We start from the raw sequence: 10,297 nt of genomic DNA, 5'->3' as shown, positions 1-10,297 counted from the left end.
AATAAGGCCTGACGGCCAACACCTGTATAAGTAGCCAGTATTATTCCACAGCGTTCGCGGATCGCCTACCCCTGATTTTCGATTTCTCGTGCCGCTAGTCGCAGGAGCCCCTCTAGCGCGGCCTTCACCGTTTGTCGGCGGACCTCGTCACGGTTCCCGGCGAAATGCTGAACCTCGCTGGAAACCGTTTCATCCACGCCCCATGCCAGCCAGACCGTGCCCACCGGTTTGTTCGGTGTGCCACCGTCAGGCCCGGCCACACCACTGACCGCCACGGCGAACCGCGCCAGGCTTTTTTCCTGAGCGCCGATCACCATGGCCTCGACCACTTCGCGACTGACCGCGCCAACCGTCTCGAACAATGTTGGCGGCACGCTGAGTTGCTGGGTTTTCTGGCGGTTGGAGTACGTCACGTACCCGGCCTCGAACCATGCCGAGCTTCCGGGAATGCGGGTGATGGCTTCGGCAATCCCTCCACCGGTACAGGACTCTGCCGTGGTGACATGGGCATTGAGCACTTGCAGGCGTCGGCCAAGCTCGGCAGCCAATTGGGTGATCTCTTTCACGGCGCGCTCCGGATCAGATGGAATGAGTACCACCGTACACGAGCCGGTTGCGCTTTCAATACACAAGCTTATTCAAAATGTACCGGCGCGAGCGCTCTGATATAAGCCTGACACGCCTGCAAGGCAATCAGTCCACGGTCACCGGTGTCGGTGATGGCGATAATTCGTTGAGCATGCGCCGGGTCAAGTCGGGCGCGTACGGCTGCATGATCCACGCCGCCGGGGCCGGCGGTGGCTGGCACCCCGACGCCTGTGGCAAGGTCGCCGGCATCGATGAGGACTGACAGCCGCAGATCAGCAGTGGCAAGACGATCGCGCAGGCGATCCTGATCACGTTGGGCATCGCTGAGTGCTCGATAGTGGGTTTGTTCACTGGCCGAGAGTCTTTGCTCAAGGGCCAGACGTTTATCCTGCTCGGCCTGTTGCGCGGTGGCGGCGTTGAGGGTCAGTTGATTTAGGGTTTCGGCGTTTAATCGAGCCTGTTCGGCCAATTGTTTGCCGTAGCGCCAGTCCTGAAATTGCCAGGCCATTGCCGCCGACATTGCTGCCAGCAACAGGAGCCCGGCCAGGCGCCAGATATTCAGGCTGAAGGCAGGCATAACACCGCCCTCGCCCGCGCCCAGATTTCCAGGCGATCCTGCAAACCATTCAACCCGCCGTTGATACGCCGGGTGATGGTGTTGAACTGGTCACGGTCGGCCAGTTCGTTCAAGCCGTTCTGCTCCCAGAACCACGCAGCCGATTCAGCGGCCCATTGCGGCTGTTCCAACAGTTCGGGCAAGGACAACAGACGCTCATCGCCAAACAGCCCGAGGCTGCACTGGCGATAGTTGCTGCGACCAGTGATCTGGATCAGCCCGCGTCCACGGTACTTTTGCCCATCGCCATCGGCTTCGGGCGTGTTGCCCAGACGCAAGGCCAAGGTACCGGTGTCGTACTTGCTCAGGTATTGGTTGTTGCCCAGTTCGCGCACATATCGCAGTTGCCCCGACTCATGGCCAACCTGCGCGAGAAACGCGGCGATGCGTTTGGGCGTGTCGATGTGGCGGCGGGTCATGGCCGTGTTGAGTGCAGAAACAAAAACGCCCGCTTGGCTGCGGGCGTTGGGCATGATGGTTAATAGGTTGTTTTCAGTTATTTGCATAATGCGTGATCCTCCCTGGATGCTCCGATTGAATCATGGCTGGCGGACAATGCCTGCCAGCCTTTTTTTGCCAGAGTTTTCAGGAGTGCTGTCCGAGGCTATTTGTCTGGGCCACCTATAGACCGCGGTATCGAGCCCTCAATACTTGATGACATACAGCAAGGCCGTGTTCATCGGTCGCGCTTCATTACCACCCGACGCGGCGATAGATACGGTATGCGTGTGTTGACCCGCGGCATCCACTCCTACGTTGTGCGCATGGTTGCCATCCGCGACGATGCCGTGCGAATGCGCCGGTGCGTTGGTAGTAAAGTTGCGGTTGTAGGCAGGGGCCGAACTGGACCCCATGATGGAACCCGCCGTATTACCACCGTTGATAACCCCCTGCCCCCCCATGACCACATCGATGTTGAACGCACCACCGCCAACAACAGCGCCACCGTGAGAGTGCAATCCGGCAGCATCTGTGCGTGCCGCATGGGCATGGTTGCCAGCAGCGGCCGCCGACACATCATGAGTGTGGGAAGCATTCTGCCCCGCCTGCTTGCTGCCGAGTACTCGACCTGGATCGACACCGCGACCATCGTCCAGACCGCGGACAAACTCGCCACGAAGTTCCGGTACGTTGAAGGTATTGACACCGTCACCAGCGCCAAACCGGGTCCCAATCGCGGCAAACAGATTGGCGTACTGAGTTCTCGACACAGGCTGCCCGCTGCACTTGAGCCAACCACTGGGGGCGTCGACGGTGGCAACGGCTTTCACATCACCGACATCAGCCCCCAGTTGCCTTGCAACGCCAGTACTGGCGATCAGAATCCAGGCACCGCTGCCCACAGAACTGTTCCATTGCACCCAGGCGTCTCCCGTCGCAACGATTTCACCGGAGCGAAGGGGGGTATGGTCGACGCCGACAATGGGTTTGGCAATCGAACCGGCCACGGAGAAGGTACTGGCTCCGGTATTGGTATTAAGTGCCTTGAACCGCAAAACCATCCCATCGACCAGCGTGGTCGGAATAGGTGAATAGGTTGCTGCGTAGGCATTCGCCGTACCGGTGTCCAGGGCAAAATCGATGAGACCAGCCTGATTGATCTTGCGTATCGCCACCAGCAACTGCCCGAGATTGGCCTCGTCGGGTGTCAGCGCACCGGCCTTGATTACACCCAGCAATTCCTCGGTAACAGAATTGCCCCATACAGCCGGGATCAGCGATCCAGGGGTTCCGGCTACCGGATTTTCATCGACAAACTTGCCATTGACCAGCCCAACACTGGGCACACTTTTTGGATAATCCATTATTCAGTCCTTAATCGTAATTGATGTACACCTGGGTATGAGCCGGTGCACTGCGGTGAATGAGGCATTCCAGCGCCGAGCCTGGATTCATGCCGAAGCGTTCGCCCCAGTAACTGGCGCCAAAACGGCGCCCGCTCGACAGGCGCCCTCCGGTATTGAGGATCCACATGAACTGCGCTCGCCAAGTACCGAAGTGCGCCTGGCCGAAACGCGAACGCCCCATGCGCGGAACCCGAAGTTCGGAGACCGTGGCGTCTGGATATCCCTGGGTACGCGCAATTTCGACGAAATAGACCGCTGTCTGACCGCCTACCGCCAGCAACCGCCGGCGCACTGCAAGGCGTCGGTCGTCATAAAGTGGTGTGGCGCCCAGACAAGGGTCCGGCAAGTTCATTACTGCCTCCCAATCCGGCACCAATTCGCTGACGCCGGCCGGGTCCATCTCGTTGAGCAAATCAATTGCACGTCCATCAAGTCTTGCCAGTTCCTGCGCGATGCCCTCGAGCACCCGGTCCAGTTCCGGGACGCGCTCTGGCTCCCAGGCAGGGCCACTGGGCAACAGGCTTCTCAACTGGTTCTGGTACTGCGTGGCACTTCTCAAGACAGCCATTCGCACCCCCCGAAAGTCAGCAGTTGATTGCTGGCAGCCGTGACGTTTTCCGATGGCGAAACGAGCGAGTGATCTGTTTCACCCGTTGCACTGCTGATGGCCTCGTTGATATGACTCAGCAACAACGTCTCCCCCAGCCCCGCCTCTCGGTTGTGCAGATCACGCAATTGATTTTCGATTGCCGCACGGACAGCACTGGTATCCGGGGTGATACGCAGTTTGTAGTTCACCAGTACTTGCACTGGCGCCATGACATTGACATCGGCAGTCACCGGACGCAGCGGTTCGATGTAGGCCTGAACCTGCGCCAGTTGCTCTTCGTTTGGAATGGGCTGTACATCGTCGTCACGCATCACGAACACGCCGACAGTGCCCGGCCCAAGGAAATTGCCACGACACCAGGCGCGGGTAACACCCGGGCATTCCAGAGCCCACGTTTCGTAGTCTTGCGCTGAACCGCCATGAGGAATCAGACGGTAGGAGCGAATCACCCGGGCGCGCAGCGACTCGAGACTTTCCTCAGCCACCCCTCCCGTGAGCCCGGGTGGCTGGACTACGAAACTGTTGCCGACAATGCCGGCAATCGTTTGCACCAGGCTGAGCGTGAGTCCGGCCTCGGCATTGCCCACAGGGCCGGCGTCGAGTGCAGCGAGGCTGGTGTTGTTGATACCGTGGCGCAGGACACTCGAGGCCGTCACCTTGTAGGTACGCCCATCGCTCGCTTGCAACAGCGTATCGACATCCAGCACTGCACCAATCCTGGCATTGAATCTGACGGTACCGCTGGCAACTTGCGCGGGTTTGCGCGGCTGGTTCAAACGCAATGAAGCAATGCGTTCGAGAGTCGATTCATCCGCTGAGTCGGGCAGGATCTGCTCGGAAATCCAGTCGAGATAACCGTACAGACCATAAACAGCGCCGCCAAGCGTGCGGGCCAGTACTTGCGCATCGGACTGGCGCAGCGAATCGCTGGCCAGGTCGCTTTGGGCGCGTTTAATCAGCACCGGCAGCGAAGGGGTTTCAAACGGCATAGATCACCTGCCAACTGTTATCGGGGTTGATGTCCAGACGTTCGCCATCGGCCAGGGTCAAAACCGTGCGCAGGTTCAAGCGCTGGGCGTCGAGGCGTTCGCTGATGATGTCGATGGCGCTGCAATGGCCGTCGTCGATCAGCCATTGCAGGGCTTCGCGGGCATAGAACTCGGCGTCCATCTGGGTCTGTCGGGTCAGCTTGACCCGGCGCAGCAGCCACAGCCGCGAACCGATACGGTCATCGGCGACGGTGGGAAAAGTGTCACCCCACCAGCCGAAACGTTCCTCGTCGTCGAGGGCGTCGTCATCGGCGGCGCGGCGCCAGGTGAACAGGCTGATGAGTACGGCGCGGGTCAGTGCGGCGTGCAGGTTTTGGCTGATAAACATCATTGACCTCCCGCTGGTGCGCCGGTCTGGCCGCTACCCGGTTGCACGCCAACATGCATATGGTTGGTCTGGCTGATGCCGCCAGCGATCTGATCGCCAGTGGAGACGATCTTGCCGGTCTGATTAATGACCGGCGTGTCGATGTTTACCGCGCTGCTGGCGCGAATGTTAAGGGTGGCGGTTTCGATGTCGATGACCCGGCCACGCTTGAAATGAATCTTGTCGCCTTCGTCGGTGTAGATCGCCACTTCGCCGGACTGCAGCGATTGCAGACGATAGCGGCGGTCAGCGACCACCAGCGCGATGGCGTGCGAACGGTCACCGCCGATAAACGTCACGACACCCTCGGCGCCGGCCAGCGGACTGCTGGTGAAACCGTAGGGTTCGAAGTGCTCCATGTCGTCATTCACTTCGCCGGCGGTGAGGCGCATTTGCAGCGATTGCAGCTTGGATGCCGAATTGGCGAGCACGACAGTGCCGCGCGCCAGGAGGCGTGTCAGTAGGCTCATGAGTTGTCCTCGGGATTCTGCCAGACACATGAAAACCCTGTGGGAGCGGGCTTGCCCGCGATGGCGGCGTGTCAGGCAAAGAAGTGTTGCAGCGACCACCGCTATCGCGGGCAAGCCCGCTCCCACAAGGTCCAATGGTGTCTGCGGAAAATCAGGCTGTGGTGTTTTTCGGGGGTGTCGGGTTAGCGTCGAAGGTGTGCGGTGGCGCGACGTGCAGCGTGGTGATCGAGCCTTGTGCCGACAGTGAGTACGTGACTTTCGAGATCAGCATGTCGCCGTCGAACTGAAGTACTGGGTCTTTCACTCGCACCAGCGTGTTGTGTCGCCACAAATCACCGTTGGACTGGCGCCAGCCCTGCACCTGATAGGTGGTGCTCTGCGCCCGGCCCATACGGGTGGCGCTTTCCCACTGGGCGCGTTGCTGCGCCAGCTCGAAGGTCAGTTGCGTACCTTCGTTGATCACTGTGGTCCGTCGACGTTTGAACGACAGATCGGCAGCCGTCGATTCAACTTCGCTGACCGCCCTGCCGCTCTTGGTATCCGAACCTTTTTGCTGGCCGATCACCCGGTATTCGGAGAACACCTGGCTGTAATCCATCGGCGCATTCGCCGACAGGACATTTTTGCCCAACTCCAGCACATCGCTGGCCCGACCACCGCTGCCGGGTTTGGCCAGCACCAGCCGGCCCTGCTCGTCATCGGTGGAAAACACCCGCAACAGCGAGAGCAATCGGTCGATCGACTGAAACACCGTTTCACCCGGCACGATCGTATGTTTGGTCAATCGTGCGGTTTCGGGAATTTCGTTGACCACCGACTGCGAATACTCCATCGCCAGTGCCTGGACGATGGTCAACAACGGTTGTTCTTGCCATTGATTCGGCCGGTTGGTGGCCGCGCAGTCGACCAGATCCTGAGTCTTGGAGCTGCCTTCGATGCTCAGACTGATCTGGCGTCCGTCGTAGCTGATCGGTGCCTTGAACACGTAACCGGTGAGCACCAGATCCTTGCCGATCCGCACTTCACACGGGTCGCCGGGTTTGATCCGCTGATCCAGCGTCTGCCCCGGCCATTGCCAGGTTATGTCGAGTTTGAACGTGCGGAACTGGCGCTCCAGATCAGCCGTGATCTCCACGCTTTTCCAGCCGCCATACTCCATGTCACCGACGCTTAGCGTGACGCGGTTATCCATCTCGGTCATGACTCACTCCCTGGAGACTTTTACATCGTTGGGCGGGAGGTACAACGGGTGGGCAACCCCATTGCGTTGAGTCACTTCCGTCACTCGCGTGGCATCCGCGAATTGCTTATAAGCCACCACCAGAGCCGGCAGGCTTTCCTGAAAGGACTTGCTGACCAACCGCACCCCCGAAGAAGCCACCACTTTGAGGTGCGCATTCAAGGCATCCTTCACATCATTGATGACCTGAAAATGCGCAGGGCCGGCCTTGTCCAGCATCGGGTTGATTGCTGCTGCCACCGCGTCACGCAGTGCTTGCATATCATCAGTAACCGGCACTTCCTGACGAGTCACCGGTTGATGAGTCTGCTGATCCAGCGAAGGGGTGGTTTGCAGTTTGACCGGCGGCGTCGCCACCGGCATCGACGCTACCCACTGCGCCACTTTCACCAACACGGTGTCCTGCACCAGATCGGTCATGGCTTGCGCCGCCGCCGTAGTGTCCTTGCCGGTGGTGAGTTTGGGTGCGTCAGCCTTGCGGATCGCCTCGAGTTGTTGGGACACGTCGGCAATCACGCCACGGTAACCCTCCTTCGCAAACGACTTCAGCTCCTTGATATCGCCGAGCAGGCCCTTGAACTCCGCCGCCACTTCCTTGGGCAACTCCTTCACAGCTTTGACCAGCTCAGTGATTTCTTTGTACTGCTCAATCAATGGTTTGAGCTGCTCTTTGATTACCTCGTAAACCCCGGTCAGGCTGTTGCGCAGATTGGCAATGCCGATCCGCGCAGCCTTGATCAGGGTCATGGCCTGCTCGAAGCGCGCGACCGCCGAACCGAGCAGCGTGTCCGCTTTGGCTAGCAACACTTTCTGCGTACTGACTGTTGCGGTTGGAAACGGCAACGGTTGATCGGGATAGAACTTCAGCGCAAAAGTCACCAGCCCGCCGTCCTGGCGGGTGTGGGTCATGTCGCACTCGCCGACCTTGACCTGTAGCCGTCCCAGCCACGGATGCACCAGTTCACCGCTGCCCTGCTCCAGCGCTTTGAGCAGCTTGTCGCGCTGTTCAAGGCAATCAGGGCCGATGATGAACGCCGTCAGATCATGGGTCTTGGCCTGTTGGCCGAGGTCCTCGAAAAACGGCAGGTCACGTTGCGGGTACTCATGCAACTGACCTTTGCGACCGACCGGGGTTTTCGCCTGGTCGATCCAGAAACCGACACCCCGAAAGGATGCCGGCAACAAACGGTCACGCCAGTTCATTGGAACCTCCCATCGAAAGCGAGCGGTAGCCGATGCGCGAAGACAGCGCCAGCCCCGGTTGATTGGTTTGTGGTTGATCGGTACGCAGCCCGGCCGGCGCATTTTCGAAGCGTACGGTCAGGCCGCCTTCAAGTTGCGTGCGGTTGTTGGCGGCGCTTTGCTGGATCAGCGTGCTTGAGGATTGAGTCAACGAGCTGGAGTGTGTTGATTGCGCCAGCGGCAAGTTGAGTGCGACGCCGCCAGGCGTCGTCAGCGCACCTTGCGCAGGTTCATAGGTACCACCAAAGAACGGTGCAAATTCACCTTTGCCTTCAGCATTGGTTTTGTTTTGCTCCTCGGTGAATCTCTCCACCTTGCCGGTGATTTTGCCAATGAAGCCACCGACGCTGCCGCCCAGAAACTCCTGAATCGGCGCCATGATTGCTCTGATTTCTTCCGCTTTCTTGCTAAAAAAACCGCTTACCGAATCCCAGGTTTCCTTCAAACTCTGCATCGGCGACCACGTGAATTTTTCACCGAGACTGATAAAGAAATCATCGACCCCCAGCTTGATGTCTTCCCACAAGTCCGAAAAAACTTCCGGTATCAGGGCCCATCCCGCCGCAATGGCATCCATCGGCACCCAATCAAACATCTCTCGCAACACGGCTTTGACCGGCACGGTCAGTGCCACGAGCAGATCCCAGATCGCCGAAAACAAACCGGTGATCGCGCCCCAGTTGTTCAGGATCATTCCGTAAGGCGTCCAGGCAAACCACGCCTTGAGGAATTCGAATCCGGCACTGACGACCGCTTTGACCCGATCGAACATCGCCGAGAACACACCGCTGATGGGCGCCCAATACTCGACAATTTTTTGCCAGAGCCCAGCGAAAAAAGTCGAAATCGGCTTCCAGTTGGCAATGATCAACCCTGCCGCGACGGCAATGCCCATGGCAATCAGCATGATCGGATTGGTCTTGAGCACCATGCTCATGACATCGAGAACTTGCGTTGCTCCAGTCACGGCGGTTTGCATCGCCGAGAAGGCAATGGCGCCCGCCGCGAGTCCCTCCACCAGTTTCGGGTTGTCGTTTAGCAAACTGCCGAAACCAGTCAGCATCGGCTCAAGGCCGATCACCACCGCACCGACCGCCGGCACCAGTGCCGCATTCACTGCCGTCGAAACCTTCTCCATCGACGCACTGAACACATTCATGTTCTGCGCAGCGACCTTCGGGGCGGCGGGCAGATCGACCGTTTTTGCAGCCTCACTGACCTCCGCCAATTTGCCCTGAAAGGCGCCCGCCGATTTGATGCCGTCCACGAACGGCGTGATCACGCTGCCGCCCTTGAACAGACCGCTGATGTCCAGTTTTCCGAGGCCGGTCTGTTCGAGATTCTTTTTGAAGCTCTCGACCTTTGCCCGAAGGGCGCCAAGTTTGGGCGACAGTTCATCGATGCCCGTGATCAGCACCGGAGTTTTCACTTTCTTTTCTTCGTCTGCCATCACTGCACCTGCTGCATCGCATTGATCCGTTGCGCGTGCTCCAGCGATTCGCGGAGCACATCCAGTGGCCTGGCCATCATCTGTTCGGGGTCAACCTTCCAGAACCAGGCCAGGTCATAGGCGACTGCGATCAGGTCGGTGATGGCTCCGACGCCGCACTCATGAAAAAACTCGCAACCGCCCAGCTCAAAGCGTTGAGGTCAGCCAGATCCAACTGGTTGACCGACGACGGCGGAATGCCGGCGCACACGGCGATGTATTTGGCGGCGACGTCCATGTCGAGGCTGACCTCTTCGCTCTTGTCGATCTTGTACGGCAGCGCCTTGATCGCTCGCACCTCCTGCACCGTCGGGCGGCGCAGGACGAGTTCGATCAGGGGCTCGCCGTGAGCTTCGATGGCGACTTGAAGCTTCACGGCGCCGCTCATTGCCAGGTCCCCTTGATGCCTTCGAACTTCAGCTCGATGGTGGCGTCATCGCCCTTGGAGACTGGTTCTTCGACCAGATATGCGCCGGCCAGCACATAGACTTTGCCGTTGCTGAATTCGCAGGTGACAGTGATGTCGGTGCCGGCGATCAGTTGTTTCAGCGGGAAGTCGGCGGTGTGCAGCGCGGTCACTTTGAACGACGGTGCAATGTCGGTTTCCTTGTAGAAACCTGGCACGACGGTTTCGCGTTTGACCGCCATCAGCGGGGCTTCGCAGCCGCCATTGATAGTCAGTTGTGCGCCGTCGACTTTGACGTAGCAGGTGCCTGCAATCAGTTGACCCATGGTGTTACTCCCTTCAATAAAAAAGCCCACGCGAGGTGGGCTGAATG

13 protein-coding genes are annotated in these 10,297 nt (G+C 59.2%); all 13 read right to left on the bottom strand.

The genetic code is table 11. The features are described from left to right. Positions 1-65 precede the first annotated feature (65 nt). Entirely contained in the window at positions 66-566 is a 501-nt protein-coding gene (locus tag ACIOZM_RS23720) for a CinA family protein (protein WP_401217991.1), read from the bottom strand. A 68-nt stretch (positions 567-634) separates the two neighbouring features. After that, positions 635-1,165, bottom strand: coding sequence for a lysis system i-spanin subunit Rz (locus tag ACIOZM_RS23715; RefSeq protein ID WP_401217988.1), 531 nt, complete (start codon positions 1,163-1,165; stop codon positions 635-637). Further along, complete coding sequence (locus ACIOZM_RS23710) at positions 1,147-1,710, bottom strand: glycoside hydrolase family 19 protein (RefSeq protein ID WP_401217985.1); 564 nt, start codon at positions 1,708-1,710, stop codon at positions 1,147-1,149. Before ACIOZM_RS23710 ends, ACIOZM_RS23715 begins: the two co-directional genes overlap by 19 nt. 138 nt (positions 1,711-1,848) lie before the next feature. After that, positions 1,849-3,009, bottom strand: a complete 1,161-nt coding sequence (locus tag ACIOZM_RS23705) for a phage tail protein (protein ID WP_401217983.1) — start codon at positions 3,007-3,009, stop codon at positions 1,849-1,851. Between the two features lie 10 nt (positions 3,010-3,019). Further along, the gene (locus ACIOZM_RS23700) at positions 3,020-3,619 is read right to left on the bottom strand and encodes a YmfQ family protein (RefSeq protein WP_401217981.1); all 600 of its coding nucleotides are present in this window, start codon (positions 3,617-3,619) and stop codon (positions 3,020-3,022) included. After that, positions 3,607-4,650, bottom strand: a complete 1,044-nt coding sequence (locus ACIOZM_RS23695; protein WP_401217979.1) for a baseplate J/gp47 family protein — start codon at positions 4,648-4,650, stop codon at positions 3,607-3,609. The genes ACIOZM_RS23700 and ACIOZM_RS23695 overlap by 13 nt, the downstream gene beginning before the upstream one ends. After that, the gene (locus ACIOZM_RS23690) at positions 4,640-5,038 is read right to left on the bottom strand and encodes a phage GP46 family protein (RefSeq protein ID WP_102355692.1); all 399 of its coding nucleotides are present in this window, start codon (positions 5,036-5,038) and stop codon (positions 4,640-4,642) included. Before ACIOZM_RS23690 ends, ACIOZM_RS23695 begins: the two co-directional genes overlap by 11 nt. Then, positions 5,038-5,547: a phage baseplate assembly protein V gene (locus ACIOZM_RS23685; RefSeq protein WP_401217976.1), complete on the bottom strand. Its 510-nt coding sequence runs from the start codon at positions 5,545-5,547 to the stop codon at positions 5,038-5,040. Before ACIOZM_RS23685 ends, ACIOZM_RS23690 begins: the two co-directional genes overlap by 1 nt. 151 nt (positions 5,548-5,698) lie before the next feature. Further along, positions 5,699-6,748, bottom strand: a complete 1,050-nt coding sequence (locus tag ACIOZM_RS23680; protein ID WP_401217973.1) for a phage baseplate assembly protein — start codon at positions 6,746-6,748, stop codon at positions 5,699-5,701. Between the two features lie 3 nt (positions 6,749-6,751). Then, positions 6,752-7,990: a DNA circularization protein gene (locus tag ACIOZM_RS23675; RefSeq protein WP_401217971.1), complete on the bottom strand. Its 1,239-nt coding sequence runs from the start codon at positions 7,988-7,990 to the stop codon at positions 6,752-6,754. Further along, positions 7,977-9,479: a phage tail protein gene (locus ACIOZM_RS23670; RefSeq protein WP_401217968.1), complete on the bottom strand. Its 1,503-nt coding sequence runs from the start codon at positions 9,477-9,479 to the stop codon at positions 7,977-7,979. The genes ACIOZM_RS23675 and ACIOZM_RS23670 overlap by 14 nt, the downstream gene beginning before the upstream one ends. A 130-nt stretch (positions 9,480-9,609) precedes the next feature. Then, positions 9,610-9,906: a phage tail assembly protein gene (locus ACIOZM_RS23665; protein WP_401217965.1), complete on the bottom strand. Its 297-nt coding sequence runs from the start codon at positions 9,904-9,906 to the stop codon at positions 9,610-9,612. Then, the gene (locus ACIOZM_RS23660) at positions 9,903-10,250 is read right to left on the bottom strand and encodes a phage tail tube protein (RefSeq protein WP_401217962.1); all 348 of its coding nucleotides are present in this window, start codon (positions 10,248-10,250) and stop codon (positions 9,903-9,905) included. Before ACIOZM_RS23660 ends, ACIOZM_RS23665 begins: the two co-directional genes overlap by 4 nt. Between the last annotated feature and the right edge of the window lie 47 nt (positions 10,251-10,297).

Origin of the sequence: Pseudomonas sp. NPDC087346 (assembly GCF_044744235.1) — a bacterium.
Taxonomy (GTDB): Bacteria; Pseudomonadota; Gammaproteobacteria; order Pseudomonadales; family Pseudomonadaceae; genus Aquipseudomonas.
This window is presented reverse-complemented; position numbering and strand designations above follow the sequence as displayed.

Excerpts from the sequence above, each read along its gene's own strand:
- ACIOZM_RS23715 (WP_401217988.1), bottom strand. The coding sequence starts at position 1,165 with ATGCCTGCCTTCAGCCTGAATATCTGGCGCCTGGCCGGGCTCCTGTTG.
- ACIOZM_RS23710 (WP_401217985.1), bottom strand. The coding sequence starts at position 1,710 with ATGCAAATAACTGAAAACAACCTATTAACCATCATGCCCAACGCCCGC.
- ACIOZM_RS23705 (WP_401217983.1), bottom strand. The coding sequence starts at position 3,009 with ATGGATTATCCAAAAAGTGTGCCCAGTGTTGGGCTGGTCAATGGCAAG.
- ACIOZM_RS23700 (WP_401217981.1), bottom strand. The coding sequence starts at position 3,619 with ATGGCTGTCTTGAGAAGTGCCACGCAGTACCAGAACCAGTTGAGAAGC.
- ACIOZM_RS23695 (WP_401217979.1), bottom strand. The coding sequence starts at position 4,650 with ATGCCGTTTGAAACCCCTTCGCTGCCGGTGCTGATTAAACGCGCCCAA.
- ACIOZM_RS23690 (WP_102355692.1), bottom strand. The coding sequence starts at position 5,038 with ATGTTTATCAGCCAAAACCTGCACGCCGCACTGACCCGCGCCGTACTC.
- ACIOZM_RS23685 (WP_401217976.1), bottom strand. The coding sequence starts at position 5,547 with ATGAGCCTACTGACACGCCTCCTGGCGCGCGGCACTGTCGTGCTCGCC.
- ACIOZM_RS23680 (WP_401217973.1), bottom strand. The coding sequence starts at position 6,748 with ATGACCGAGATGGATAACCGCGTCACGCTAAGCGTCGGTGACATGGAG.
- ACIOZM_RS23675 (WP_401217971.1), bottom strand. The coding sequence starts at position 7,990 with ATGAACTGGCGTGACCGTTTGTTGCCGGCATCCTTTCGGGGTGTCGGT.
- ACIOZM_RS23670 (WP_401217968.1), bottom strand. The coding sequence starts at position 9,479 with ATGGCAGACGAAGAAAAGAAAGTGAAAACTCCGGTGCTGATCACGGGC.
- ACIOZM_RS23665 (WP_401217965.1), bottom strand. The coding sequence starts at position 9,906 with ATGAGCGGCGCCGTGAAGCTTCAAGTCGCCATCGAAGCTCACGGCGAG.
- ACIOZM_RS23660 (WP_401217962.1), bottom strand. The coding sequence starts at position 10,250 with ATGGGTCAACTGATTGCAGGCACCTGCTACGTCAAAGTCGACGGCGCA.